The sequence below is a fragment of the Bacillus sp. FSL R5-0820 genome (assembly GCF_038593385.1).
In the GTDB taxonomy this organism is placed as follows: Bacteria; Bacillota; Bacilli; order Bacillales; family Bacillaceae; genus Bacillus; species Bacillus altitudinis.
Genome location: NZ_CP151991.1, coordinates 1,931,934 through 1,958,681, shown reverse-complemented (window position 1 = coordinate 1,958,681; position 26,748 = coordinate 1,931,934). Strand labels below are relative to the sequence as shown.

General features: G+C 40.8%; 34 protein-coding genes. 23 read left to right on the top strand and 11 right to left on the bottom strand.

Features of this window, described 5'->3' with window-relative positions; genetic code table 11:
- Positions 1-26: 26 nt before the first annotated feature.
- A complete protein-coding gene (locus tag NST15_RS09895; protein ID WP_217967051.1) occupies positions 27-1,055 on the bottom strand; it encodes an SDR family NAD(P)-dependent oxidoreductase in 1,029 nt (342 codons plus the stop codon).
- Between the two features lie 254 nt (positions 1,056-1,309).
- On the opposite strand from NST15_RS09895, the gene NST15_RS09890 reads away from it, so the two are divergent.
- Positions 1,310-2,032 carry an N-acylneuraminate cytidylyltransferase gene (locus NST15_RS09890; RefSeq protein ID WP_017367462.1) on the top strand — a complete coding sequence of 241 codons (723 nt, stop codon included), beginning with the start codon at positions 1,310-1,312 and terminating at the stop codon, positions 2,030-2,032.
- Between the two features lie 28 nt (positions 2,033-2,060).
- Here NST15_RS09890 and NST15_RS09885 read toward each other — a convergent pair whose 3' ends face one another.
- Positions 2,061-3,023 (bottom strand): DUF3880 domain-containing protein, encoded by a 963-nt coding sequence (locus NST15_RS09885; RefSeq protein ID WP_281215249.1) that lies wholly within the window; start codon positions 3,021-3,023, stop codon positions 2,061-2,063.
- A gap of 15 nt (positions 3,024-3,038) precedes the next feature.
- Entirely contained in the window at positions 3,039-3,440 is a 402-nt protein-coding gene (locus NST15_RS09880) for a hypothetical protein (protein WP_007500770.1), read from the bottom strand.
- A 207-nt stretch (positions 3,441-3,647) separates the two neighbouring features.
- Between NST15_RS09880 and cgeC the strand changes: the two genes are divergently transcribed.
- The 12 genes from cgeC to NST15_RS09820 all read left to right on the top strand — a co-directional run bounded on the left by cgeC (position 3,648) and on the right by NST15_RS09820 (position 12,906).
- Positions 3,648-3,968, top strand: coding sequence for a spore maturation protein CgeC (gene cgeC, locus NST15_RS09875; protein ID WP_007500768.1), 321 nt, complete (start codon positions 3,648-3,650; stop codon positions 3,966-3,968).
- Positions 3,969-3,986: 18 nt separating this feature from the next.
- A complete protein-coding gene (locus NST15_RS09870) occupies positions 3,987-5,282 on the top strand; it encodes a glycosyltransferase family 2 protein (RefSeq protein ID WP_342498515.1) in 1,296 nt (431 codons plus the stop codon).
- A gap of 156 nt (positions 5,283-5,438) precedes the next feature.
- The gene (locus NST15_RS09865) at positions 5,439-6,815 is read left to right on the top strand and encodes a sigma-54-dependent Fis family transcriptional regulator (protein WP_024718563.1); all 1,377 of its coding nucleotides are present in this window, start codon (positions 5,439-5,441) and stop codon (positions 6,813-6,815) included.
- Positions 6,816-6,931: 116 nt separating this feature from the next.
- Positions 6,932-8,332, top strand: a complete 1,401-nt coding sequence (gene ablA / locus NST15_RS09860) for a lysine 2,3-aminomutase (protein WP_008346434.1) — start codon at positions 6,932-6,934, stop codon at positions 8,330-8,332.
- 2 nt (positions 8,333-8,334) lie between these two features.
- Positions 8,335-8,616 carry a YokU family protein gene (locus NST15_RS09855; RefSeq protein WP_025207505.1) on the top strand — a complete coding sequence of 94 codons (282 nt, stop codon included), beginning with the start codon at positions 8,335-8,337 and terminating at the stop codon, positions 8,614-8,616.
- Positions 8,617-8,695: 79 nt separating this feature from the next.
- A complete protein-coding gene (locus tag NST15_RS09850; protein WP_003215834.1) occupies positions 8,696-8,920 on the top strand; it encodes a YozE family protein in 225 nt (74 codons plus the stop codon).
- A gap of 147 nt (positions 8,921-9,067) precedes the next feature.
- Positions 9,068-9,748 (top strand): hypothetical protein, encoded by a 681-nt coding sequence (locus tag NST15_RS09845; RefSeq protein WP_008346441.1) that lies wholly within the window; start codon positions 9,068-9,070, stop codon positions 9,746-9,748.
- A gap of 250 nt (positions 9,749-9,998) precedes the next feature.
- Positions 9,999-10,169: a YozD family protein gene (locus NST15_RS09840; RefSeq protein WP_017359685.1), complete on the top strand. Its 171-nt coding sequence runs from the start codon at positions 9,999-10,001 to the stop codon at positions 10,167-10,169.
- A 51-nt stretch (positions 10,170-10,220) separates the two neighbouring features.
- Positions 10,221-10,829 carry a phosphatase PAP2 family protein gene (locus NST15_RS09835; RefSeq protein ID WP_342498514.1) on the top strand — a complete coding sequence of 203 codons (609 nt, stop codon included), beginning with the start codon at positions 10,221-10,223 and terminating at the stop codon, positions 10,827-10,829.
- A 54-nt stretch (positions 10,830-10,883) separates the two neighbouring features.
- Entirely contained in the window at positions 10,884-11,201 is a 318-nt protein-coding gene (locus NST15_RS09830; RefSeq protein ID WP_007500756.1) for a hypothetical protein, read from the top strand.
- Between the two features lie 110 nt (positions 11,202-11,311).
- Positions 11,312-12,007 carry a purine-nucleoside phosphorylase gene (deoD, locus tag NST15_RS09825; RefSeq protein ID WP_007500754.1) on the top strand — a complete coding sequence of 232 codons (696 nt, stop codon included), beginning with the start codon at positions 11,312-11,314 and terminating at the stop codon, positions 12,005-12,007.
- Positions 12,008-12,075: 68 nt separating this feature from the next.
- Entirely contained in the window at positions 12,076-12,906 is an 831-nt protein-coding gene (locus NST15_RS09820) for a M15 family metallopeptidase (protein WP_017367458.1), read from the top strand.
- A gap of 49 nt (positions 12,907-12,955) precedes the next feature.
- Here the strand turns inward: NST15_RS09820 and NST15_RS09815 are convergent, their stop codons facing one another.
- Together NST15_RS09815 and NST15_RS09810 are read right to left on the bottom strand one after the other, a co-directional pair.
- Positions 12,956-13,219, bottom strand: coding sequence for a hypothetical protein (locus NST15_RS09815; RefSeq protein ID WP_342498513.1), 264 nt, complete (start codon positions 13,217-13,219; stop codon positions 12,956-12,958).
- Positions 13,220-13,311: 92 nt separating this feature from the next.
- On the bottom strand, positions 13,312-14,010 hold the full coding sequence (locus NST15_RS09810; protein ID WP_113747249.1) for a class I SAM-dependent methyltransferase: 699 nt from the start codon (positions 14,008-14,010) through the stop codon (positions 13,312-13,314).
- A 151-nt stretch (positions 14,011-14,161) separates the two neighbouring features.
- On the opposite strand from NST15_RS09810, the gene NST15_RS09805 reads away from it, so the two are divergent.
- Positions 14,162-15,547 (top strand): S41 family peptidase, encoded by a 1,386-nt coding sequence (locus NST15_RS09805; RefSeq protein WP_342498512.1) that lies wholly within the window; start codon positions 14,162-14,164, stop codon positions 15,545-15,547.
- 245 nt (positions 15,548-15,792) lie between these two features.
- On the opposite strand, the gene NST15_RS09800 is transcribed toward NST15_RS09805, so the two are convergent.
- The 3 genes from NST15_RS09800 to NST15_RS09790 form a co-directional block, all read right to left on the bottom strand.
- Positions 15,793-17,286: a sodium:solute symporter gene (locus tag NST15_RS09800; RefSeq protein WP_048003186.1), complete on the bottom strand. Its 1,494-nt coding sequence runs from the start codon at positions 17,284-17,286 to the stop codon at positions 15,793-15,795.
- Positions 17,271-17,489: a DUF3311 domain-containing protein gene (locus NST15_RS09795; protein ID WP_008346461.1), complete on the bottom strand. Its 219-nt coding sequence runs from the start codon at positions 17,487-17,489 to the stop codon at positions 17,271-17,273. Before NST15_RS09795 ends, NST15_RS09800 begins: the two co-directional genes overlap by 16 nt.
- Before the next feature lie 237 nt (positions 17,490-17,726).
- On the bottom strand, positions 17,727-18,344 hold the full coding sequence (locus tag NST15_RS09790; RefSeq protein ID WP_113747251.1) for a nitroreductase family protein: 618 nt from the start codon (positions 18,342-18,344) through the stop codon (positions 17,727-17,729).
- Positions 18,345-18,485: 141 nt separating this feature from the next.
- On the opposite strand from NST15_RS09790, the gene NST15_RS09785 reads away from it, so the two are divergent.
- Both NST15_RS09785 and NST15_RS09780 read left to right on the top strand, forming a co-directional pair.
- Positions 18,486-18,818 (top strand): winged helix-turn-helix transcriptional regulator, encoded by a 333-nt coding sequence (locus NST15_RS09785; RefSeq protein ID WP_017359678.1) that lies wholly within the window; start codon positions 18,486-18,488, stop codon positions 18,816-18,818.
- 75 nt (positions 18,819-18,893) lie between these two features.
- Positions 18,894-19,112: a hypothetical protein gene (locus NST15_RS09780; RefSeq protein ID WP_003215921.1), complete on the top strand. Its 219-nt coding sequence runs from the start codon at positions 18,894-18,896 to the stop codon at positions 19,110-19,112.
- A 40-nt stretch (positions 19,113-19,152) separates the two neighbouring features.
- Here NST15_RS09780 and NST15_RS09775 read toward each other — a convergent pair whose 3' ends face one another.
- Positions 19,153-19,626: a spore gernimation protein GerT gene (locus NST15_RS09775; RefSeq protein ID WP_024718570.1), complete on the bottom strand. Its 474-nt coding sequence runs from the start codon at positions 19,624-19,626 to the stop codon at positions 19,153-19,155.
- Positions 19,627-19,721: 95 nt separating this feature from the next.
- Between NST15_RS09775 and rarD the strand changes: the two genes are divergently transcribed.
- From rarD to bshB2, 4 genes are all read left to right on the top strand, one after another.
- Entirely contained in the window at positions 19,722-20,624 is a 903-nt protein-coding gene (rarD, locus tag NST15_RS09770) for an EamA family transporter RarD (RefSeq protein ID WP_024718571.1), read from the top strand.
- A 78-nt stretch (positions 20,625-20,702) separates the two neighbouring features.
- Positions 20,703-20,984 (top strand): hypothetical protein, encoded by a 282-nt coding sequence (locus tag NST15_RS09765; protein ID WP_060781120.1) that lies wholly within the window; start codon positions 20,703-20,705, stop codon positions 20,982-20,984.
- Positions 20,981-21,331, top strand: a complete 351-nt coding sequence (locus NST15_RS09760; RefSeq protein ID WP_008346474.1) for a YojF family protein — start codon at positions 20,981-20,983, stop codon at positions 21,329-21,331. Before NST15_RS09765 ends, NST15_RS09760 begins: the two co-directional genes overlap by 4 nt.
- Before the next feature lie 17 nt (positions 21,332-21,348).
- On the top strand, positions 21,349-22,014 hold the full coding sequence (bshB2, locus tag NST15_RS09755) for a bacillithiol biosynthesis deacetylase BshB2 (protein WP_007500738.1): 666 nt from the start codon (positions 21,349-21,351) through the stop codon (positions 22,012-22,014).
- Between the two features lie 21 nt (positions 22,015-22,035).
- Here bshB2 and NST15_RS09750 read toward each other — a convergent pair whose 3' ends face one another.
- Positions 22,036-23,403 (bottom strand): MATE family efflux transporter, encoded by a 1,368-nt coding sequence (locus NST15_RS09750; RefSeq protein WP_019743266.1) that lies wholly within the window; start codon positions 23,401-23,403, stop codon positions 22,036-22,038.
- A gap of 59 nt (positions 23,404-23,462) precedes the next feature.
- The gene (locus NST15_RS09745) at positions 23,463-23,588 is read right to left on the bottom strand and encodes a hypothetical protein (protein WP_003215647.1); all 126 of its coding nucleotides are present in this window, start codon (positions 23,586-23,588) and stop codon (positions 23,463-23,465) included.
- An 81-nt stretch (positions 23,589-23,669) separates the two neighbouring features.
- Between NST15_RS09745 and cdaS the strand changes: the two genes are divergently transcribed.
- From cdaS to NST15_RS09730, 3 genes are all read left to right on the top strand, one after another.
- The gene (gene cdaS / locus NST15_RS09740; RefSeq protein ID WP_024718575.1) at positions 23,670-24,296 is read left to right on the top strand and encodes a sporulation-specific diadenylate cyclase CdaS; all 627 of its coding nucleotides are present in this window, start codon (positions 23,670-23,672) and stop codon (positions 24,294-24,296) included.
- A gap of 402 nt (positions 24,297-24,698) precedes the next feature.
- Complete coding sequence (locus tag NST15_RS09735; RefSeq protein WP_025207502.1) at positions 24,699-26,030, top strand: peptidoglycan endopeptidase; 1,332 nt, start codon at positions 24,699-24,701, stop codon at positions 26,028-26,030.
- A gap of 77 nt (positions 26,031-26,107) precedes the next feature.
- Positions 26,108-26,686: a superoxide dismutase family protein gene (locus tag NST15_RS09730; protein ID WP_007500730.1), complete on the top strand. Its 579-nt coding sequence runs from the start codon at positions 26,108-26,110 to the stop codon at positions 26,684-26,686.
- The last annotated feature ends 62 nt before the right edge of the window (positions 26,687-26,748 follow it).

Sequence of the window (26,748 nt, the reverse complement as noted above, 5' to 3'; positions counted from 1 at the left end):
TCAGCTGCTTCCGTGTGACGATTTTTTTATTTTTTATGGTGGGTATGATGTAATTGTTCAATGATGTGAAACAGTTTCTCTTTTGTAATGAGCGGTGCTTCGTTTGATGTGTAATGGGTCAAATGGACTTTTTGAAAATGAGGGTGAAGATGTGGTCTTGGTAAAATGGCATAAAATTGTTCATGTTCAAACAGTGCATCTGCCTCGTGAGGGAATGTGAGCTCCTCGTGAAGTTTTTCTCCAGGTCTTTTTCCGACAACGAGAATATCAGGAGAAGGAACATTGATCAGACCGGCATATTCATGAAATGCTTTCAATAGATCAGCCAGCTGTAATGACTCCATCTTGAGGATGAATGTTTCGCCGCCTTTCATCATGATAGCTGCTTCAAGCGTGAGAGATACAGCTTCTTCGATAGACATAAAAAAGCGTGTCATCTTAGGATCAGTTACAGTTAGAGGTTGTTCATTTAACAACTGTTGAAGCATGATGGGGATGACGGAACCCCTTGATCCAAGCACATTGCCAAACCGGACAGAGCAAAACTTCGTTTTCTGATTTGAAATACTTTCATTCGCTTGAAAAAACAATTTTTCTGAAATTAATTTTGTAGCTCCCATGGCATTTGTCGGAGAAACCGCTTTGTCGGTTGAAATGTTGACAACATGACTGACTTCATGTTCAAGTGCTGCTTCAATGACATGCTGTCCGCCGATGATGTTGGTTTGGACAGCTTCAAACGGATTATCTTCGCAGGTGGGTACTTGTTTGAGCGCAGCTGCATGGAAGATGATATCTACTCCTTTGATAAGCTGCCTGACGCGGCTGGCATCCCTCACATCTCCAAGTGCAAATACAACCTCTGGATTTGCCGCATATTCATTTTTCATCATGTATTGTTTACTGTCATCTTTACTGAAGACAATGACCTTTTTAGGAGAGCAGGCTGTTAATTTTTTCACAATCTGCCGGCCAATCGAACCCGTACCGCCTGTGACCAAGATGATTTTGTCACGAAAAAAGGTCTTCAAACTCGTTTCTATTTGTTTGGACATATCTAATCCCCCAACTCTCATTTCTCTACTTTGCATCATATGTGAAAGAGTGGAAGACGTTTGAGGAAAAGAACCACTTCATGCATAAATTAGGTGAACCAATTATAACCATCTGCTTGACGACTTAATAGAATATGTAGAGATAGAAGATTAAGTAGAATAGCGAGGCACCTAAAGAACTTCAGTACGGTGATCAGTTCAGCTCTCAGAATGTATTCTCTGATACTGAGCTGCGCGAGGGGAGAAGATCATACATGTATAGGGGAAATCGTATTTTAGCTATGATACCAGCTTTTAGCAGCAAGCAGGGACATCATGCTGAACACATTCGCGTATTGGCGGAGCGGCCGCTGATCTATTGGACCATTCAACCATTATTACAAATGATTGAATTAGATGAAGTCATCGTATCTTCAGAGGATGTGAATACTCAAATCATTTCGTCCCACTATGGAGCAAATGTGATTGAACTGCCAAGCACACATGTGACGGAACAAACACCTTCTTTAGTAGCTGTGAAGCATGCACTTGCTTATTTAGAACGAGAGGGAAAGACGTTTGATATTGTTTTGTATTTGCATCCAGCATCACCACTAAGGCAGACGGCAGATATTGAGAACTGCTTGCAGCTTCTAGTAGAGGGGGGATATGATTGTGCGGCTTCTTTTACAGAGGCGTTAGAAAATCCAAATGAAACTTGGACACTTCATGACACCAATGAAGCCAGCCTGTATAAGGACAATCATTATTTTTTTGTACCAACTCAAGAGCACCCTTATACGTATGGACGTTTAAATGGAGCTGTCTATGCGTTTCATGTTCCATATGCAAAAGAATGCATTCATTCCTTTTTAGAAGGATCTGTTGGTGCATATATGATGGATCATGCGCAATCGCTTGTTGTGAAAAGTGAGGAAGATCGGAAAAAGGCAGAGAAGATTTTATTGGCTCGACAAGATGCAGAAGGAACGGCATAAGATGATGGCAATTAGAAAAAGCGCCCGGTCATAGGGCGCTTTTGACTATTTCATAAAGTCTGTAAGGCAGCGTATCAAATGTGTTCCAGCGAACGACTTGCTCGTAATTGTTCTCTGCAACCGATTGTCTTTGTTGAGGGTTTGTTACATAGTGCTCGACCTGCTTAATCAAATCGTTTTCATGTGTGTAAAAAGCGAAGCTTGAAAATGCCTGTGACGGTTGTAGATCTGTCAACTGAAAGCCTCCGCTTGCAGCGATATCAAATGCTCTGTTGTTGAGGCTCATATTTTGAACATTGGCTTTGTTTTGATTATAGGCAAATTGCGCGGGCCTGTGCGGATTCAGAACAATGGCTGATGTTTGATAGATGTTTGCCATCTGCTCGGGACTCAGCCAGTGGGTCATCAGTGAGAGATCACGATATCGTCTGCGTGATTTATTCAACATGCGATGCCACTCTTTTCCTGCTACGAGAATGCGCCATTTGTTTTGATGTAAGAGTGTATCGATGGCTTTAATGCGGTTTGGATAAGGGTAGCCAATGAGTGCAATGTCATAGATGCACGACTCATGTGGTGATTCTTTTTTCTGAAATACGTGTGTATTGGTCGGAATGGGAAAGTAGTGCGTGTGATTAGCGCCTAGTTGTTTGTAAAATGACAAAGCACCTTCGTCAATCGTTAAGATCAGCTGTGCATCACTTACGCATGCAGCTGACACATCTATATAAAAAGGGTCTTCTGTCATCCACAGTACAACGGGGATCTTTTCTTGTTTGAATTGATGAAGCAGTTCTGTTGGAATATGATCACCGATCATCATGAAAACAAAATCCGGAGAAAATGTCCGGATTTTGTGCATATGAGCGGGTAGAGTTTCCCTTTCCATCTTGATACATGAAAAGGGGGAATCAATGAAGCTCTCTTCAATCCATTGATCGAACATCCGATAGATTCCACCGTAGCCAGAGCTGATATAAAGAAGCTTCATGATGGCCCTCTCACATTAAGATGTGAACGTAACACTTTCTACTTTATCTACATCTAATAGAGTCGTTGCAGAGCCTGTAGGTGTCACAGAGCTTTCTTGTGTGACGAAAACAACACCTGTTGAAGCATCGAATGATACGAATTGAACGGGTCCGATTAAGTCACCTGAGTCCATGACAATGCTAATGACTGTTCCAGGTGCAAGTCTTGCAAAAATCCATCTTGCTGGTTGAGATACGTCGAGTGTTGTAGCAGAATCTGAAGGTGATGCTTCAGCAGCCACCTCACTAAATAAATCGTTCAATTTTTCTTCCACTTGAACTCCTCCTTCTTCGAGATTAACTGTTAACGCATGACTAAGCGGTTTGAAAAACAGCTTTAACAGCTCTTTTTTTAATTCGGCACGCTTTTCGCTCATGTTTTCCCCATCCTTTCTTCATCCATTCAAACACACCACTATGTATATGCCGTTCTCTTTTTTTGGTATAAGCAGAATGCTCATTCCTTGTTCTTTTTTCATTTAATGACTTCACACATTTTTGAAAAATGTTTTCAAATGCTGATGCTAAATGAAGTGATCCTCATACTCTAGTAAAGATCAAACGAGAAGAAAGAGGGAATCTGAATGGAATTTGAACAACTATTAAATGGCTGGAACGAAGAATTACTAGAAACAGAAGGAATACTTGAAGTTGTGTTGATTATACTTCTTCTTCATCTTTTAGAGGAAAGTGAGGAAGGGAGTGCGTCAGAGATTAAAGAATTGCTGCGCCCGTGGCTTGAGCTCGGCATTCCGCTGCCGCGTGTTCATTTAGTCAATGGAGATGTGCTGCAAAACGTGGTTGTCGTACAATTGTTTGACTCAGTAGCAGTCTTTAAAAATGCGACAAATCAGCTAAGAGTAAGTGTTCCTTATGTGAACATTGTCAGCTGGGGGGCTTTTTAATCTATTTAAAAAAGGATAATGGTCATGAAAGTATCAGTGATATTAACAAGCTACAACAAACCTGATTTCATTGAACGTGTGCTAAAGAGTGTGGTAGAACAAACGTATCAGCATTGGGAGCTTTTGATCATGGATGATGGCTCTGAACAAGAAACGATCCAAAAGATGCAGCCTTATTTAGTGGATAAGCGCATTCAATTGTATTCTCATCAAATTCATCCTGCAAACCGGCTGAAGACTGTACGTTATGCAACGCTAATTAATGAAGCATTAACACGTATAACAGGTGAGCTGGTTTGTTATGTAACTGATGATACAGTCTACAGAAAAGATCGTTTAGAGAAAATGGTCGAGGTTTTTCAATCGAAGCCTCACATAGATATCGTCTATTCCTCGCAGCGTGTCGTGCATGTGAATCAGCATTTGGTGGAAACGGCGAGCTTCGTTCGAGAAGCAGATCAAGTGTTGGAGCATGCATCCTTTCAAGTCGACCATTGCTCTGTTATGCATAGAAGCCGGCTGCTTTCGTTTATTCATGAAAAATACGGACAATACTGGGCCGACGAACCAAAACATTGGCATCATGCTGATTCTGTGTTTTGGATGAGACTGAATCATTTTGCTGCGTTCTTTCCATTACAAGAAGTACTTGATACCACATATAAAACGCCACAATCATTCCATCATATGTTTTCGAGTATGCCCTACGATTTAATTGACGGAACTGTGATTGAAAGAGATGGCGCTTATTATCAAATCGCTCACGGATGTCTCCATCTAATTGACAAGCGCTGGGTGAATGAAAAGAACAGGCGTGCGATTCGTGTTCCTTCCTTATGTACGATGAAATATGAAATGAACGAGCCGCTGACAGTTCCGAATTATACAGTCGTCACTGCAGATAACGGCAGAACATTTTATTATATTGAACATCAGACAAAAAGACGGTTTGCTTCAAGACGTGATGTGCAATATTTTCAGTTTCATCAAAAGGAGATTTACACGGTCACAAAACAGCAGCTGGAGACGTTTGAGGAAGGCAGCATCATTCAAGTATCTCCAATATTCAGCCCACCAAATAGACGGCTGTTTAAATGGAAACAAGATGTCTATTTATTTGTGCATGATACCTTTTGCCGAATTGTCCCTGAGGTAGTGAAAATATTTGCGTTTTACCATCAGCCAATCAAACTACAACCTTCTCAATTTGCATTTTTTCAAGAAGGAAAGCCAATTGTGCCGCTGTATATGGAGTCTCTTCAGGAATTTGACTTGTCTCTTTATCAAACGTCAGGGCGAAAGTACTCCTCATAAGAGGGGTGCTTTTTTTCGAATTGACGAAAAAAGCAGGAGATCGACAGGAAAAAGCGAAACGTGAAAAGGATAGAGGAACACGTTGAACATCATCAAGCCGCTGAAAATTGGGCAATACAGTGCCGAATTTTCAGCATAGAAAGTGAGGGAGAAATAGTGGGGAAGGTTGTCGAAAGAGCGGATTGGTTTGAATTAATTTTAGAAGCCATCGATGAAGCGATTCACGTTGTAGACGATCAAGGGGTCACCATCTTTTATAATCATAATGCAGCGAAGTTCGACTGTTTAGCGAAAGAAGAGGTGATTGGCAAGTACATACTGGATGTGTATCCTTCATTAACTGAAAAGACAAGTACACTCATGCATGTACTTAGAACAGGAAAACCCATTTATCATTCGTTGCAAACCTATTTGAATAAAAATGGAGAAAAAATTGAGACCGTCAACACCACACTGCCCATTATGGAAGGCAGCAAGTTAATTGGGGCGGTAGAAGTAGCGAAAGATGTGTCGAAGCTGTCGGCGCTTTCGAATCGTTTAGATCAAAAAAAACGAACGGATGGTGCCGCGGAGACCACTCAAATGCTCGATTTTTCTTCATTTTTAACAAATGATCCACACTTAAAAGAGATGCTGGAGAAAGCGAAAAAAGCTGCTGCATATCCTTCGTCGGTTATGGTCTTCGGGGAAACTGGGACAGGAAAAGAGGTACTCGTACAAGCGATTGTTCATGCATCTGATCGGAAAGATCAAGTCTTTATCCCGCAAAACTGCGCTGCTCTTCCAGAATCGCTGCTTGAAAGTCTTTTATTCGGGTCTGTCAAAGGAAGTTATACGGGCGCAATAGATCGCAAGGGGCTGTTTGAATTAGCAGATGGCGGTACGCTTTTTCTTGATGAGCTGCAAGCGATGCCGCTTACGCTTCAAACAAAATTACTGCGTGTGTTAGAGGATGGTGTTGTCCGCCGGATAGGTGATGCAAAGGCGGTTCAAGTAAATGTCAGAGTGATTACTGCCCTCAATATCGACCCATTTGAAGCCGTTAAAAAACAAATGTTAAGAGAAGACTTATTTTATAGACTGCATGTGTCATCATTTCATATCCCGCCGCTTCGCACAAGGAAGCATGATATCCAGCTGTTATCCCGCCACTTTATTCAAACGTATCATCAGCAATTTTCTAAAAACGTCAACCGCCTTTCTGAAGAAACTGTCCAAGTATTTATGGCCCATCAGTGGCCAGGGAATGTCAGAGAATTAAAACATACGATCGAGCATGCCGTCTTGATGATGCCAAAGGAAGCAGAAGAAATCACCCCAGCATATCTCCCTGCCCATTTGCGGACGCATCAGATAGAAAGTCATCCACCAGAGTCCTCATTAAAAAGTCAAGTGACGTCATTTGAACAAACGCTGATTCAAGAAGCTTTAAGACAGCACGCAGGGAATATTAAGCAAACAGCAGCCGCTTTAAAGATTCCTCGACAAACATTGCAGTATAAACTAAAAAAATATACAGATGCCGAAAAGTAGGCACTTCAAACAGGTGAATGTGACGGAAAAGCTCCTTTTGTAAAGAATAGGGGCATTTTCCCATGTTGGCACATAACTTGCATAGTATAAAGTGAATGCTGATAGGGGGAATGGATATGAATCAAAAACTGTATCAACCTGCGCGACATTGGAAGGACATTGAACTTTGGAAGGACGTACCCGAGGAAAAGTGGAACGACTGGATTTGGCAGCTGACGCATACGGTCAAAACGCTTGAAGATTTAGAAAAAGTCGTGAACTTAACAGAAGAGGAAAAAGAAGGGGTGAAGATTTCCACGAAAACCATTCCACTCAACATAACACCCTACTATGCCTCACTGATGAATCCAGACGATCCAAGATGCCCAATCCGTATGCAGTCTGTACCGATTGCAGAAGAGCTTCATAAAACAAAATATGACCTCGAAGATCCGCTCCATGAAGATGAGGATTCACCTGTTCCGGGTTTAACGCACCGCTACCCAGATCGTGTGCTGTTTCTTGTCACAAATCAGTGCTCCATGTACTGCCGCTATTGTACGAGAAGGCGCTTTTCCGGTCAGATCGGGATGGGCGTGCCGAAAAAGCAATTAGATGCCGCCATTGGATATATTAGAGAAACCCCTGAAGTGCGGGATGTGTTAATTTCAGGCGGTGACGGGCTGTTAATTAATGATCAAGTGCTTGAATACATTTTGAAAAACTTACGAGACATTCCTCACGTTGAAATCATTCGAATTGGAACACGTGCACCGGTCGTGTTTCCGCAGCGAATTACAGATGAATTGTGTGAGATTTTAAAAAAATATCATCCTGTTTGGCTGAACACTCACTTTAATACAAGCATTGAAATCACAAAAGAAGCAAAAGAAGCGTGTGAGCGACTTGTCAATGCTGGCGTCCCTGTTGGTAATCAGGCGGTGATCCTAGCAGGAATTAACGACAGTGTTCCAATTATGAAGAAGCTGATGCATGATCTCGTCATGATTCGCGTCAGACCTTATTATATTTATCAATGTGATTTATCAGAGGGGATCGGCCACTTTAGAACACCAGTTTCAAAAGGCCTTGAAATCATTGAAGGCTTAAGAGGACATACGAGTGGTTATGCCGTGCCAAGCTTTGTTGTAGATGCGCCAGGCGGCGGAGGTAAGATCACCTTACAGCCAAATTATTTATTATCTCAAAGCCCTGAGAAAGTGGTCCTGCGTAACTTTGAAGGTGTGATCACCTCTTATCCGGAGCCAGAACATTACGTCGCAGGCCAAGCAGATGCGTATTTTAATGAAATCTATGAAGAAAAGAAAGAACCCGCCATTGGCATAACTGCTCTATTTGAAGATGAAGCAAGATCCTTTACGCCTGAAAATTTAAGCCGAATGAAACGAAGAGAGTCTTATGAAACGAATCCTGAACATGATACGCTCAAAAACAAACGTGAAAAACGAGATGAATTAAAAGAGAAGAAATATCAAGCCCAGCTCAAAAAAGAACAAACCGTAAAGGAGGAGAAATAACGTTGCTGACATGTGATTGGTGTGAGGAGAAGAAAGCGAACGCAGGACAGACCACAGTCTATTGGGAACTCATCACGGGCACACAATCGATTGAGATTTTGGAAACGCCTTCGATTTCTTGCACGCATTGCGGGATGACGTATCAGAAGGATGAGACAGTAAAAGAGATAGAAGATCAATTAATTTTAGTCGATCAAACAAAACTTCCAGAAAAAATCTCATATGCAGAATTAATGAGCATGGAGCGGTTATTAAAGCGTAATTACTTTGATTTTTCTTCATAAGTTGTACCTCCGCCTATACAAGTCATCAAATTCCTGTATAATATAACAACAAAATAGAGTGTCGCGGAGGGAAAAACAGGTGAAGTCGTTTTACCATTATTTAATGAAGTATAGACATCCAAAACCGAAGGATGAAATCAGTCATTTTGCAAATGCTGCTTATGAAGATCACAGCTTTCCTAAAGCATCCACTGATTATCATGAGCTATGTGCCTATTTAGAGTTAAATGGGGACTATTTAAGCTCCATGACGACATTTGACGAGGCTTTTGAGCAATACGAAGTAGAAGTCAAAAAAAAATAACACACACAACCGCTTGTTCCGTATGGAAGAAGCGGTTTTTTCATGAAGAAATAAAATGGCGTTTTGCATGGTGTGGTTGCCCATGCAGAATTCCTTGCGCCGGCATACGATACGTTAAGACCAAAAGTCGGGCAAGGGGGAGACAGAATGAAGGCGAAAGCACCAAAATATAAAGTAGGGGATATTGTCGTCGTTGTCATGTACGGCACAGTTGGAACGATAACAAAAGTCCATCAAATTGACCAGCATTATTTATATGAGGTCAATCATAATGAGGTGCTTTATTTTGAAACATCACTCCAGCTTTACGATGAGTACGACGGGGTGATAGTGGATACAGAAAAGCTGGACATTGAATATGAGTTCCTCATTGGCGATGTTGTATATGTAAAGGATTACGGGAAAGAGCTATTTAAAATCATTGGCCATCGGACTGAGATATGGCGCTACCTTGAAGATGGCTGGGAAGATGTCATTTATGAACTGACAAGGTTAAAAGACGGAGAATGGCTGGAAACAGAAGAAGAAGACTTGACGCTTGTCCTAAGAAAATATGAGATGGATCAGTTTGTTCATCAGCTTCTTTTTGTGCATTACGTTGGAGAAACCTCAAAAGAAATAGAGGAAGATATGGTGCAAACCGCTCTATTACAGTTAGAAGAGAAACAAGAAAGCGAAGCATCACTAGAATTTCTCGCTGTATCTATAGTGGATGAGCTTCTTGATATTTACAATGATTATAAAATTCTCTATGAATTTTTCAAAGATCCAGAATATAAGGATATGATGGACTTTATTTTGGAAAGTTTAAACGAGCATTTTGGTTAAAAGAAGACTTGTCCTAACACGAATAAAAAGTAAGGAACACAGAAAAAAGCAATCACATAAAACCATCCCCTCAAGATACGGCCCATCACCTGATCAAAAGTATGACCATCTAATATGCTTAACCATTTCATTGCCTCATGCCCCTTTTCTTTTCGTTTACTGCATTTATATGTATGGAATGAGCCATTATGACAAACTGTAATAAAAATAAGGCAGCGTTCATACATCATAAAAAAGGAGGCGGAAAGCAATGAAAGAAGCAGATTTGGTGATTGATACAGAGGAAATTGCAGAATTCTTCTACACGGAGCTGGTCAAAAGAGGGTACATACCATCTGAGCTGGAAACGTTTGAGCTTGCCGATATTACATTTGAATATATGCTGAGGAAAGCAATGATAGTTGAAGAAGAGGCGTGGTAGGCACTATACTTTGAAGAGATTCTGAGTAGAAAGGGAGGGGAATTGTTTCGCGTGTATGTCATCATTTTTTTCCTTTTGTTTGGCGCCATCGCAGCGCTTATGGTGTCTGGCATGTTCCAGGAGTTGGACAACCAGATCATCTTATCATTTGAGAACATCAGACTTCCTTTTTTAAATGATGTCATGCTGACTTTGACTGACTTTGGTATCAGTGCGCTGCTTGTCCCAATCATGCTCATCTTTAGCGTGGCGCTGTTTATGTATAAACGCTACCACTCTATTATGCTGCTTTTTCTACTATATATAGCAGAAAAAACGGTCAATCATGAACTGAAAGGACTGTTTGCTAGAGAGCGTCCGGCCTTTGATCATCTAGTGAATGAGACCTATTACAGCTTTCCGAGCGGACATTCTATGAATGCAGCAACGATCTATCCATTTATCGCCTATCTATTCATTGAAATGGTTCCGTGGCTGAAAAAGAGACAAAAAGCAGTCTACATGGTGACAGGATGTTGTGTGCTGATGATCGGCATCAGCAGGATGTATATCGGTGTTCATTATGTCACTGATGTAGCAGGGGGCTTTGCGATAGGACTAGCTTTATTTCTCATATGTAAAAAGATTGACGAAAAATTGTCCGTCATTCGACAAAAATAGAAGAAGGAAATTCATAGATCCCAGCCAATTTTATATAAAAGGGGAGGGATTTGAATGCAATTGACGTTGAGATTTTTTCAAAAGAAACCTTCAGCTTATCACTTAACCATTTATCAAACACCTGAATATGGTGCAGAAAGCGGACATCAGCCTGTGTACCGGACAAAGATTGGCGGCAGGACACACCTTGATGTACTAGAAAAAGCATTCTCGACATTTAATGTACAAGATACAGTCCCTAATGATTACAATGCACGGTTTATCACAACAGGGGATATCGTTGTGATTGATGACCAGAAAAAAGGGAAGTGCTACTACCAGCTCTTTCCGGCAGGATGGAAACGCAGTGAACGCCTAATGACGATGAGTTAAATATAAACGACGATGCCAGCTTTACTTTCAGCTGGTATTTTCTTTTTTGATCTCAATCGTTTATAATAAATGGGACTAAACACATGTTAAACGTAAGTGGAGGCTAAAAAATGAGTGTACATATTGGAGCAGAAAAAGGACAAATTGCAGAAACGGTATTGCTTCCAGGCGATCCGCTTCGTGCGAAATATATTGCAGATACATATTTAGAAGATGTTGTGTGCTATAACGAAGTGCGCGGCATGTATGGTTATACTGGAACATATAAAGGAAAACGCATTTCTGTACAAGGTACTGGAATGGGCGTACCGTCTATTTCGATCTATGTGAATGAGCTGATCCAAAGCTATGATGTTCAAAACTTAATCCGTGTTGGTTCTTGCGGAGCGATCAAAAAAGATGTCAATGTACGTGACGTCATCTTAGCTCAAACATCATCAACAGATTCTCAAATGAACCGTGTGGCATTTGGACCGATTGATTACGCACCATGTGCTGATTTTGGTTTACTGAAAAAAGCCTACGACACAGCAGAAGCGAAAAATGTAGCTGTGCGTGTTGGGAATGTATTTACAGCAGACCAGTTTTATAATGAAAAACCACTTGAGCTGATGGACCAATATGGAATTCTAGCGATCGAAATGGAGACAACGGCTCTTTATACGCTTGCTGCAAAATTTGGCAGAAAAGCGTTGTCGATTCTGACAGTGAGCGATCATGTGCTAACAGGAGAAGAAACAACTGCTGAAGAGCGTCAAACGACATTTGACGAAATGATCTTAATTGCACTAGATTCTGTTTTATAATAGTATAAAGGGTGTGCTACGATGTAGCGCATCTTTATTTTTTTAGTAGAGCAAAAGGAAGGTATGTCATGAAGAAAAGCTATAAAATACTCTCAATCGCATCGATTCTTGGTTTGACGGCCGCATTATCAGGCTGCCAGTTGCTGGATCAGAAAAGCGGTACCACTGAATCTAACAAAACAAACGAACAAAAGAACGCAGCAAGTTCATCACCCCAGCAAAACTCAAACGATACGGCAGATTCATCTAATCAAGAGCTGACGTTAAAGAGTGAATATTTCAATGACATCAAGGTAGTGAGCGGACTGAAGACCATTCAAAACCCTGAAAATGTGCTTGCTTTAGTGAACAAAGAATATGCACTGCCAGGAACCTATAAACCTTCTGATCTCGTTGTACCAAAAGTGGAATTCTCTTTTTCAGAGGATATTGAAAAACGATATATTCGAAAAGAAGCAGCGGAGGCACTTGCAAAGTTATTCAAAGGTGCTAAAAAGGAAAACTTTGAGCTTGCTGCAGTATCTGGCTATCGTTCCTATGATCGTCAAAAAGTCATTTTTGATAGTGAAGTGAAACTAAAAGGGAAAGAAAAAGCCCAAGAAGCCGTAGCCTTACCAGGCGAAAGTGAGCATCAAACAGGTCTTGCCATGGATATTTCCTCAAAAAGTGCCGGCTTTGAAATCTCTGAAAAATTTGGTGAAACACCTGATGGTAAATGGGTAGCCAAAAACGCTTATAAATATGGCTTTATCATCCGTTATCCAAAAGGGAAAGAAGACATCACGAAATATGAATATGAGCCGTGGCACTTGCGCTATGTAGGGAAAGAAGCTGCAAAAGCGATGCATGATCATGATTTAACTTTCGAAGAGTATATGAATAAAGTGAAGAAAATATAAACAAATAAAAGGCCTCCCGAAGCTGGGAGGCCTTCTTTTATACGCCGTTTTAAAAAAAGAACAAACCTGCTAAAGCGAAGCCGGTAATAAAACCGAGACCGATGCCATAAGCTGCACCCCAGCCATAATAGCCTCCGTAATAACCTCCGTAATAGCCAAAGCCTAAGCCCCTGCGGGACCCGCCGACTGGTCGGATATAAACTTTGCGGTTTGACACCCGCTCAATACGTCCAACATGTACTCTGCCATTTCGATCAGTAATTCTAGCTACTTTCCCCATATGCTGCTGACAAAGTTTATAGTAGCGCTCCATGTTTTTCCTCCTTATGACAAACTCTTTTCACTCTTATCCTATGCGAAAGACTTCATAGAGTTTGGACAAAACATATAGGAGATTCGCTCATTTTATACTGTACATTCAAATACAAGGTGACTCAGATGTTCTCGGTGTGTTTGAATCAGGTCATAGTGTGTCTGTAATGTATCATAAAGAGAAGGTGGTATTTGATCTGATAATTCCATTTCGGTCGGCTCTTCCTGCACCATGTGTTCATCAAATGAGAGAATCTGAATGTCACGGAATCCTGCGGACGCTAACTGTTTTTTCCATTCAGGAAATGAAAAGAGGGAGTGAAACCCATAAAACTCCCGAATGGTTGCCTGTTCTTTTGAGGGGAGCGGCACTTTTAACACAGCCTCATTTGCGATCAATTGTTTTCCAGGAGCAAGCACCCGTTTGATCTCAGCAAGCGCAGCAGGTAAATGGGTAAAGCTTAAAACAGATTCACTGATCAGTAGAGAGAACGAGTCATCCGCAAATGGCAGGTGTTCGATCGATGCTTGCTGTGCACGGAAAGGTAGTTGTTCCCGCTCGAATCGCAGATTGGCTTTTTCAATCATCAAAGGGTGTGTATCAATCGCCTCTACTTCATAACCTAAATGTCCTAGATAGGCGGCTGTTTGTCCTGTGCCGCATCCAACATCCAGTATACGATCGTCAGACGCCAAGTGAAGATGCTCAATCATCGTTTTTGTTAGCTCAATTCCGCCAGGATGGGCACCTGATACACCAAAATAGGCAAGCATTTCTACATAGTCACTCATGGAATCCCTTCTTTCTTTATCATGTTTCTCTCTAAAGATTATGCATTGCAGGGCGAAATGGCTTATCTTTTCAAATAGAAGTTTGATCCTTTGGTTGACGGATGAAGAATCGTCCTTGATAATAATGAAAGGAGATAAAGGTGGTGTTTTTTTGAAAAAACAATTCAAGTTCGTGATAGCCATTCTGTTGACAGCAGCGCTTTCCTCAGCGATTACATTTGTGATCACAAAACAAGGTGCTGTCAGCGTTTCAGGAGATGAGAAGTTTAGTAAACTCATGGCTGCATATACGAAGGTAAAAAACGAGTATTACGAAAAAACGGATGATCAAAAACTAGTAGACGGTGCGATTCAAGGAATGATTGCATCACTTGATGATCCATACTCTACATATATGGATCAGGAGGAAGCCGAAGGATTTAACAACACGATTTCATCTTCATTTGAAGGAATTGGTGCACAAGTAGAAGAGAAGGATGGACAAATTTTAATTGTCGCACCGATTAAAGGCTCTCCTGCTGAAAAAGCTGGTTTGAAACCTCATGATCGTATTTTAAAAGTGGATAGTAAAAGTACAAAAGGTATGTCAGTGAATAAAGCCGTTTCTCTTATCAGAGGGAAAAAAGGAACGGATGTCAAACTGCATTTGAACCGACAAGGTGTTGGAAATGTGGATGTCACGATCACAAGAGATACGATTCCACTTGAAACGGTGTATGCAAAACTAACAAAAGATAAAATAGGCGAAATCCAAATCACGTCTTTTGCTGAAACGACGTCTAAAGAGTTAGATAAAGCGATTGATGACCTCGAGAAAAAAGGGGCAAAAGGTTTTGTCATTGATCTGAGAGATAATCCAGGCGGCATTATGACAGAAGCAATTGAAATGAGCAATGACTTTATCGATAAAGGAAAAGTCATTATGCAGGTTGAGGAAAAAGGAAAGAAACAAGTGTACAAAGCGGAAAAAGAACGCAAAGTTCATCAGCCGACAGTTGTTCTTGTAAACGGCGGTTCAGCGAGTGCTGCTGAAATCATGGCGGCAGCTCTGCACCAATCCTCTAGCATTCAACTTGTTGGAGAAAAGACATTTGGTAAAGGGACTGTTCAAAATGCGCAAAGCTACAATGATGGTTCTAGTGTGAAATTAACCATTGCCAAGTGGTTGACACCAGACGGGTCTTGGATTCACAAAAAAGGAATTGAGCCACAGGTGAAAGCATCTCTGCCGAGTTATGCGAAGCTGCCATACTTAAGTCCGAAAAAGACGTATCAACTGAATGATGATGGAGATGAAGTCAAAGCGGCTCAAAAAATGTTCCAAGCGCTTGGCTACAAAGCAAAAGCCAATGGAGAATATGATCAAGCATTCCAGTCGATCGTGAAAAGTTTCCAATCAGATCACGATCTAAAGGCTGATGGTATTCTGACAGGGGACACAACGACGGTACTGATGACAAACATCCAAGATAAGCTCAAGAAAAATGACACGCAAATGAAAAAAGCCATTGAAGTATTGAAAAAAGAAATGAAATAGAAAAAGCAGTCCTCATCAGGGGACTGCTTCAAATTGTTGACAAAGGGCTAAAATGAACTTTATTTTAGCCCTTTGTCTTCTTTTCAGCTCAGCGTGATAGAAAACCTTTGAAGTCTAGGAAGGACGAGTACTGAAGAGGAGCGAATTTGACATTCGTGAGCACCAGCACGCAGGACTGACAAAGAATGCGAGGGTTTGTCTACACGCTGAAGCAGTCCTTATCAGGGGACTGCTTTTTTCTTGTGTTACGCTTTGTTAGCCACAGGTTCCGTTGTTTTCCCATTCTTTTCAAACAAATCACTTGTCACAGAATTAGATGCGACATTCTTCTGGAAGAATGGATTCAATATCAAGATGACCACAACGTTTGCTAGTAAGCCGAGAAAGCCTTCATAAAGGCCGAATGTCATTTGTGTCATATTCGCTGTAAAGGTAACGATAATTCCTACGATGAGCCCTGCGATCGTTGCTTCTCTCGATTGTTTTTTCCAGAATAAGCTGATCGCAATGGCTGGGAAAATTTGAACCATTCCAGAAACACCGATCAGCTGAAGCGTGACAAGCGCAGTCGGGAACAGCATACCGAATAAAAGAGCAAGCCCGATCACGATAAATACCATCGAACGTGTAATGATCGTTAAACGTTTAGGTGACACATTTGGATGGATTAAATCACGGTACAAATTATTGGCAAATAAATTCGACGCCCCAATGGCCATGATCGAACATGGAATGAGAGAAGCAAGTGCAATCGTTGAATACGCAAGCCCCTGCATCACGCCGCCATATGACGTCTGAATTAAATGAAGAAGAGCAAATCTTGGATTTGTATCTTCCGGTAAGACTAAAAAGGCAATGAAGCCAAGGAAGATGACCAAAATCAATACAATGTTGTAAAGAGGTAAAAACATACTGTTTTTACGGATGGCATCTGCGCTTTTGGCTGTGAAAACGCCAGTTGCTGCATGTGCCCACATAAATAATGCGAGTGCAGAAACACCTGATGCGGTAATGAACCACAAAATGCCTTTAGGGCCTCCTTCAGGTATCGTCAGAAGCTGTGGGGCCTCCTTAGCTAACGTATTCATCATCGGCGTCCAGCCGTTAAAATGAATAATCGGGAGGGAAACCACCATAAAGAGCATGATCACCCAAACAAGAATATCTTTAATAATAGCTGTATATGTAGGGCCTTTAATACCACTGAAAAATGTATAAAGTGCAACTAAAATAAATGAAATCATAACAACTGCATTCACATTAATATAACCCGTTCCAGCGACAGTTAACGTATCTTGAATTCCGCTGAGCTGAAGACAAATGTATGGAATGAGCATGAGTACACCGACAATGGCAATCAAACTGGATAACAGTTTACTGTCAAATCGCTCACGTGCATAATCAGCAAGTGTTGTCAGCTTGTGATTTTTTGCAACCGTCCAAAGTTTTGGTAAGAAGAAATACGCAATAAAATAAGCAAGAACTGAATAGGGGATAGCGAAAAAAGCAACACTTCCCGCTGTATAAGCTGTACTTGTGAGCCCTAAAAAGGTATAAGCAGTATATAAGTCTGCGCCAACAAGGAACCAGACGAGAAGCCCGCCAAATTTTCTCCCGCCAACAGACCATTCTTCTACTGATTGTCTTGATGATTTATCACGACCAGCGGCAAAACCGATGACCACGACGATGAAAATAATACTTGCAGTAATCAATAAAGCTGTTAAGTTTCCTTGCATTCGTCAGTCCCTCCATTTGAATGTTGCATCCTGTAAATGATAAATGTGCAAACGGGTGTGAGTACAATCCATAGTAAGAGCCAGAAGTGGAAAAAGGGCAGCCCGATGACAAATGGATGAATACGATTCACAAAGGGGAGCAGTGCAAGCTGCCCAATGAATGGAATCGCGATGAGTAGTGTCAGTATCAGTTTTTTGTTCATGTTTTCCTCCTCTAATATTTTGTAATTTCATAATAATAGCAGTTGTCAGATTAGATCACAAGACCATTTTCAGAAAAAACAATCATTTTTATGAATATCATACTAATATAACGCTTTCATTTTTAAAAAGAGGTAAATAGTGAATAGAGAGAAAGGAAGACTTGAAAATAAGTATGGAAAAATAATATTTAGAGCAAATAAAAAAGCCCCAGCATGAAGCTGAGACTGTGCCGTTTTTTATAGGAAATCAGATACTTCTTCGATGTCAAAACGATTGCTTTTATGAGCTTCTTTTGCTGCTTTGCCGACAGAAATCAACATCACTGGTTCGTATCGACCGCTCACATTGAATTCTTTCACGTACGCTTCTTTGCTGAAACCGCCCATTGCGCATGTATCATATCCCATTGCTTTCGCCGCAATCATTAATTGCATAGCAGCTAACGAAGCGTTTGAATAAGCAGCTTCACGTGCATATTGCTCGCTTTGGTAAGCACCATTGATTTGTGTCATCAGTGTTTCTTTAATATCTTCTGTGATGAAACCTTGTTCTGCTAGCTCACTGTAGATTTTTTCACCATTTAGATTGGCTTCAAGGTCACCAAGCACTGCAATCACAGCTGATGCTTGTGAGACTTGTTTTTGGTTATAAGCAATTGGAAGAAGCTTTGCTTTTGATTCAGCACTATGGAAAACAGTGAAATGCCAATGCTGAAGGTTCCAAGCAGATGGTGCTTTTGTTGTGATATCAAGAAGCTCTTTTAACTCTTCTTTTGTCATTTCATGAGTTGTATCATACTCTTTTACTGAAGCTCTTTCTTTTAAAATGTCAATCGTTTTTTGATCGCTCGCCATATGGATATTTCCTCCCGTTTTTGCAAATAGTATGGTACAATAAATAAAAAAGTGAGAAACTTACTTATTGTAACTAGAGATATATTTTAAATTGTACACCGTTAGTTTGTCAAACGATCATGAAAAGAAAGGCTGAAATATATGGAATTTCAATTATGTCCAAACATTCAGCAAGCTTTTTTGCTTCTTGGCAAAAGGTGGAATGGTCTCATCATTCATGTATTGCTTGATGGTCCGAAGCGGTTTAAAGACCTGACGGACATTATTCCATCCATCAGTCAAAAAATGCTCGCAGAACGCTTAAAAGAGCTTGAGCAAGAAGGAATCATAAAGCGCACTGTACTTCCTGAAACGCCAGTCAAAGTCATCTATTGTCTAACCGAAAAAGGGAGTGCATTACATGGTGTGTTCGGAGAAGTATCGCGCTGGGCAGGGGAGTATGCTGGATCTCATGAAAAAAAGGAGCAAGCTTAGTTTTAGGTTTGCCCAAACGTTTTGTCTTCTAATGAATATGCTGATGTTAGGCACATGACAAAGGAGGAGAAAAGCATGTACCCTCATACTCCGTATTTTCGAGGCGGTGCCCCTGGCATTCCGCCATATGAATCTAGAGTCCCTTTGTTTTTTGGTTTTGGCGCTCCTTTAGTCGGCGGACTGCTTGGCGGATTTCTAGGAAGTGCGATTTTTAATTATCCTCGTCCATATTACCCGCCACCACCACCGCCTGTTCCACCACCTTATGGCGGCGGATATCCACCATATTATTAAGAAAAAAGAGTAAGCCTGCTTCCATTTCAAAGCAGGCTTTTTATAATGGAATATCAATTTCAGAAATGCCTGGATCATCATGCTTTAAAAACATAATTTCTAAAATACCATCTTGATACGAAGCCTTCGTTCCTTTTCTTTTCACAGCAGCAGGCAGGACAACCTTCTTTTGTTTATTCTCTTCAGGAAAATGATCAATAAACAGCAGATTGGCTGTATGTTTGATTTTTACCTTTTCCGTGTTCGGACGATCGAGCTCTATTTTGACAAACACGTGATCTGTCGTCTCAAATACTTCAACATTCGGCTCTTTCTTTTTTTTATCGTCTGTCTCTCTTGTTTTCTGCTGCTGAGACAGCGGATCCTGAAAGGGGAATTGAGCAGAATAATTGGAGCCGAAAACACTTTCCATGACTTGATTGACATATTGCTCAACGTCTTTAGGATCTGAATTTTTTAACGCTTCTTTTGAAAATTGCTTTTGAAAAGGAAATAATCGGTTCCAGTCAAACATGCAAATCATCCTTTCTAAATGCCCTGAATTAGTATATGCCCATAAAGTGATGTGCGTGCTATAATATACGATAGGTTTAGAAAGGAATGGTTAGATTGAACGAACAACAATCAAAAGGTGTCTTATATACGGCTGCATCTTTTACATTATGGGGATTGTTCCCATTATATTGGAAACTGATGGAGCATATTTCGTCAGGCGAAATTTTAGCGCACAGAATCGTATGGTCCTTTGTTTTTATGTGCGGTATTCTTTTATATTTAAAGCAAGTCCGTCCAGCGATGCAGACTGTGAAAGGTCTGATGATAGATGGAAAAGCACTTTTTTCATTACTTTTATCGGCTATTTTAATTTCGGTCAACTGGTATGTATACATTTGGGCTGTAAATCACGATCTGATGCTGGAAGCGAGTTTAGGGTATTATATTAATCCGCTTGTATCAGTTTTACTAGGCATCATTTTCTTAAAAGAACGACTGAATAAAATGCAAACCACCGCCATTCTCATTGCTGCAGCTGGTGTCATCATCTCAACTGTTCAGTACGGCTCATTTCCTGTCGTGGCTTTCGTATTGGCTTTTAGTTTTGGGTTTTATGGACTGATTAAAAAAAGAATGAGTTTTACGAGTGCCATTGGATTAACCATTGAAACACTGCTTCTTGCACCAGCTGCGCTTGTTTACTTATTTTTCTTCTTAAAAGAACCTGTTGTCACGATGAATCCGAGCAGCTTCGGCTCTCTTGGGCTATTATTTTTTGCAGGTGTCTTTACAGCTGTACCGCTTCTTTTATTTTCTGAAGGGGCCAAAAGAATTCCTTTATACCAAGTTGGTATTTTGCAGTATATTGCACCGACCATTACACTCTTTTTGGGGCTGTTTGTGTATCACGAACACTTATCTGCAGCAAAAATCGTGACATTCCTCTGTATTTGGGTGGCGATTTTACTATTTACAACCTCTCAACTGCGAATGAAAAAAACAGCGAATTCTCATTAAAGAGACGAAGCAGTTTGCTTTTTTTTGCAGGCGGATCATGTCATAATAAGTTGTTACCAAAACTGTAGAGGTGATCACATGTCATCAGTCGATGAGCTTGCACACGCTTATCAATCTTTATGGAAAAATCGGCAGCTTGATGTAGTGGATATGACTTCATTACACGAGGCGATACGAGATGATTTGCTTGATGTACGCACCCATCCTCGCGCAAGAAAGTCATTACATCAAAAGTATGTACTCGCTGTGGAAAGAATTTTAGAAAGTGCTATTGAGCAGGGTCATCAACTACAGCTGATCAGCTTACATACAAAAAAGCTGCGAGAACTAATTCAAAATGAAGGAAGGAACCACTCATGAAACCAATTCAAACGGAAGATGTCACAGCACATCTTGAATCGTTTTTAAATCGGCCAGTCTTCGTTCATCTTGAAACGACAACTGGTTCTTATTCAGCTCATGTGAATGAGCAAAATATGACGGTCGTGGCGTATATCCGCAATGCAAAAGTCGTCTATTCACAGGCAAAAATTAAAGGACAAGGTCCATACCGTGTCGGGATGAAAACAGAAGATGGCTGGATTTACGCAGAAGGTTTAACCGATTACGTGTTTGATGAACAAGGCCGCCTGCTGTTAGCAGGACACCTGCCAGACGGAAAACTAGCGATCTCATTACAAATTAGTGAAACACCATTTCAGGTGTAGGAGAGAGGGGAACAGTGATGAACGAACATGTACTTGTGATGCTGCCTCACCCCGACGATGAATCCTTCGGGGTCGCAGGGCTCATCGCGCAAAGCAGAAAACGTGGAATTCCAGTGACGTATGCATGCGGGACACTTGGAGAAATGGGAAGAAATATGGGAAGTCCAACATATGCTAACCGTGAGACACTTCCTGAATTAAGAAAACAGGAATTAATCAATGCATGTAAAGAAATGGATGTCACAGACTTGCGAATGCTTGGTCTTCGAGATAAAACGTTGGAATTTGAAGATGATGAGTATTTAGCGGATGTGATGGAACGCATAATTGATGAAGTGAAACCAACTCTTATTGTCACGTTTTATCCAGGTCATGGCGTACACCCTGATCATGATGCGACAGGTGAAGCGGTCATTCGTGCTCTATACCGCAAGAAAAAAGAAGACCGTCCTGTCACATACTGCATGGCCATTACGAAAAATCGAGAAGAAGTGCTAGGAAATGCCGATATTGTGATTGATATTACGGATGTAGCCGATATCAAATTAAATGCACTAAGAGCGCATAGAACACAAACAGAAGGCATGCTAAGAGAGCTTGAACAAAAGCTGAAAAACAAAGAACCAGTCGTTCAAAAATGGTTTGATGAAGAAATTTTCTGGACGTATCAATGGAATGACTAAATGAAAGGCAGCTGACTGAAGTCAGCTGCCTTTTCCTGTTGTATCAGAATGCATACGTCTTTCAATCAACCTGAGACGAACAAATAGGACGATGGCACCTGCGGCAAGCCCAGTAATCAGCCCAACCCAATAACCAAACGCTCCAAATGAGGTATACGTGCCAATCAAGTAGCCAGCTGGAAGGCCGATGACCCAGTAAGAGACAAACGCAGCAATCAGTGTGTAATTCACATCTTTATAGCCGCGCAGAGCCCCTTGAATGGGTGCAGCGATCGCATCAGACAGCTGGAAAAAGATCGCATACATCAAAAAGTGCTGTGTCATTTGTAAAACAGCTGATTCAGTTGTATATAAACCAGCGATCTCAGGTCTAAATAACAAGATGAGTGCTGCAGTACATAATGAGAACAAAACAGCTGTTGCAATGCCAATATAGCTGTAGCTTTTTGCGTCTTTATACCGCATGGCACCGGCTTCAAAACCTACAACAATCGTTAAAGCCATTGAGATACTAAGCGGCAGGATATATAAAATAGAAGCAAAGTTCATCGCTGCTTGGTGACTGGCGATTGTCACGGTATCAAAGTGACCCATTAAGAGCGTGACAGCTGCAAAAATACTTGTTTCAAAAAAGATCGCAAACCCAATAGGGATACCGATTTTCAGTATTTGACCCATTCGGGAGACGTTAAAACGAGGTAATGTCTGAAACAATCGAAAGGATGCAAACGGTTCGGCTTTGATGACAATACAAATACTCATGATGAAAATCGCCCAATACGTCAGCGCAGATGCAAGACCAGCCCCTGCACCGCCAAGCTTTGGAAACCCAAAGTTTCCAAAAATAAAGAGATAATTTAAAACAAAATTAATAGGAAGTGCGGTTAACGTAATGAACATCGTCACACGTGTTTTTCCTAATGCATCAATGAACGATCTCATGACTGAATAACCAAAAAGCGGGATGATCCCAATAGCAAGGAAGCTGAGAAAATGACGGGCAATGGTTTCTACGGATGGTTCAAGCCCAAGTCTCCCTAAAATAAAAGGAACACACAACGATCCAATAACAATCACCACGATACTTAAAAGAAAAGATAAATAAATGGCCTGGAAGACTGCACGAGGAACGTCTTCCCTGCGGCCGCCACCCATCAGCTGAGCCACAATAGGGGTAACAGCCATTAAAATGCCAGCGAGACCAGTATAAACAGGTGTCCAAATGCTCGAACCGATCGCTACACCTGCTAGGTCTTCTGCACTCACTTTTCCAGACATCACCGTGTCTAAAAATGTGATGAGCGAAAGACCTGCTTGTGTAATTAAAATCGGAATCAATATGGTTAAAAATTGTGCCAACTTTGCTCGAATACTATTCGTTTCTCTCATCATAAGTTCCTCTCTGAACAGAAATAACGAGAGGAATTATATCACGCTATGTAAAAAAATCAATTCTCCGTCGGATTATTTTTCTTTGAGGGCTTCGTTTTTTTGAACATTTGGGCATAAATAAAAGAAAGACTGACAACACCTAAAATGCTGCAAGCATATTGAATCACTTTTTGAATGGTCATATTGAATTCACCTCCATACAAATAGAATGTGCACAATTTGTTATTTTATGACACAAGCGAAAGAAGGAGGGACATGGTGAGATGATCAATCGCACAAATGAAGAAGCGATGTTTAAGTTAGAAATGAAATCTCATTTAACGCAAATTATGATGGATGCAAGGAAAATCGTCGATTCGCTTGACCAGACGGAACAATGCCTTCTTTGTGAACTCGAATCATTGCATGATCAGTTTAATGAAATGCATGCAGAGGCTTCCTCGTTTTATTTACAAGCATATATGGAAGAATTCACACCAGGTTTTGCTCAATTTTCTTTAGCCATTGAGAACTTATCAAAACAAAAGCATGGCGCACTGATTGTGATTCAAAGGAGAGATGAGGTGGAGGATTATATACAAAAAGGGACAAACCTCCATGCGAAAATTAGCGCATCATTAATAGAAAGCATTTTCTATCCTGGAAACCCACTTCATGATGGCGCCCTTTTAGTAAAAGAAAACACGCTTGTTTCCGCTGCAAATGTCCTACCGCTCACCTCGAAAAAAGTCAGCCCTTCTCTTGGCACAAGACACCGGGCAGCCATTGGACTTTCTGGCATGACTGATGCCCTTGTTCTTGTGGTATCAGAAGAAACAGGGAAAATGTCGTTTGCGAAAGAAGGCGTCCTCTATCCGTTAACTGTAAAAGACCAAGAAATCAGAAAGTAAACATGAACACAGCATTCTTCATTGGGAAGGGTGCTTTTTTTATTGAGGAGAAAAAACAGGCAATTAAGTAAAAAGTCATTTGATACAGAAAAATTTGTCATGTAGAATAGAACTATGAAACTAGCAACGTGCTTGTTTTGACAAATTTCTAAACGTCAACTTAAAAATTCCTTAAAAATTGTTTATAAATACAGCAAACAGCCGATAGAAACGATATGGCTTTGTTTTAGCATTTTGAGTTTGTTGCTCTAACCTATTTAGTATTGCCCAACGTCTTCATGTCGAGTAATATAATAGAAATAAAGATAAAATAGTGCAAGAGTAGCAGAACCATTAAATGCTAAACTCAAAACTAGTACATAAGTCTTATGGAACGAAATCATGAAAGGCGGAGATTTATCTATGAAGAAAAAAGTAGTAACCGGCCTCACAGTTTCAGCGATCGCGGGCTCAGCTGTTATTGCTGCACCGGCAGAAGCACAGACGATCAAGGTGAAAAGCGGTGACTCACTTTGGAAGATTGCCGAACAGTACAACACAAGTATTTCGGAACTTCAATCTCTTAATCAATTAAAAACGACGATGATTTTTGCAGGACAAAGCTTAAAGATTCCTGGTGCAAAAAGTTCAAAATCCAGCTCATCAACAAGTTCAAAAGCAACGAAATCAAGTGCTTCAACAACATCTAGCTATACAGTCAAGCTTGGGGATTCATTATGGCTGATTGCGAAGAATCACAAAATGTCAGTTGCAAGTTTGAAAAGTTTGAACAGCTTAAACAGTGACCTCATTCGTCCTGGACAAAAGCTGAAAGTGTCTGGAACGACGAAAACGAGCGGCAGCCAGTCCTCAAATTCAAACTCAACATCTAATTCCAGCTCAAGTAACAAATCAACGAATTCTAATAGTTCATCATCAGCATCTAGTACATATAAAGTAAAATTAGGCGATTCACTTTGGAAAATTGCCAATTCGTTAAACATGTCGATTGGTGAAATTAAAACATTGAACTCGCTAAAATCTGATATGATTTATCCAAATCAAGTATTGAAGGTAAAAGGAACGGTGACGTCAAAACCAAGTCAGCCGAAAGCACCTGCTCAACCTAGCACGCCTTCAAACAGCAATCAGTCTTCAAGTAGTAAAACCACATCTTATACGGTTAAATCAGGTGATTCATTATGGAAAATTGCGAATCAGTTTAAGGTGCAGGTTCAATCAATCCGCACAGCAAACAGCTTGAAAAGTGATGTGCTGAGAATTGGACAAGTATTAAAAATCAACGGAACAGCTTCCGGTTCAACTGGATCTAATGGTTCTACGTCAAACGGTTCAACAACACCGGTCAACAATAATAAAACTGACGTTCCAATGAATGCAAAAATCACGACAATGATTCAAGAAGGTAAAAAACTCACAGGCATTCCTTACAGATGGGGTGGCAATACACCAGCTGGATTTGATTGTAGCGGCTTTGTTTACTATCTCATTAATAAGGTTTCATCAGTATCTAGATTGAGTACAGCAGGATACTGGAATATGATGACGCCTGTCAGCACACCACAAGTTGGAGATTTTGTTTATTTCACAACGTACAAAGCAGGTCCTTCTCATATGGGACTATACCTAGGTGGAGGAGATTTCCTTCATGCAAGTGACAGCGGAGTAGGAATTTCAAACTTAAGCAATCCTTATTGGAAAAAAGCCTACCTAGGCGCAAAACGTTTCTTCTAAAAAAGCCGATTTTCGGCTTTTTTTGTTTGCCCGTTGCTGTGATTGTCCATACTGATATCAAAAGGGGGCAGTCATAAATGAAAAAGTCAGTGTGGATGATCATGATATGTTTGATCTTTACCGCATCAGCATGTCATGCACCGCCGAAAAAAGAAACGACAGAAGAAACAAGAGAAGTTGCCGCACCTAAACAAGCACCAGTCACAACGTCACTCATAAACGAAAGCGGGCAAAAAATAGGGAGCATTGAAATAAGAGAGTCCTCAGAAAATGGGCTGGATCTGCATGTGAAAGCGAAAGGACTGCCACCAGGTCCGCACGGCTTTCATATTCATGAAACAGGAATATGTGAAACGCCAGATTTTGAAACAGCAGGTGCACATTTTAATCCGACCCATAGAGAGCATGGCTTCGACAACCCAAAAGGGCATCATGCTGGAGATATGCCTAATTTAGAGGTAGGGGCAGATGGACAAATTGATGTTGTCGTGAATGTACCAGATGTGACGTTAAAGGGAGGCCCAAATCAATTAATCGATCAAAACGGGCGAAGTTTTATCATCCATGCAGAAGCAGATGATTACTTAAGCAACCCTTCTGGCAACTCAGGGAAACGCATTGCTTGCGGAGCCATCACAAAAGAAATGGTAAAATAACAGAAGACGAACCTTTATGTATTGAGTGCATAAAGGTTTTTTTAGTATACTTGGTGAGGAAA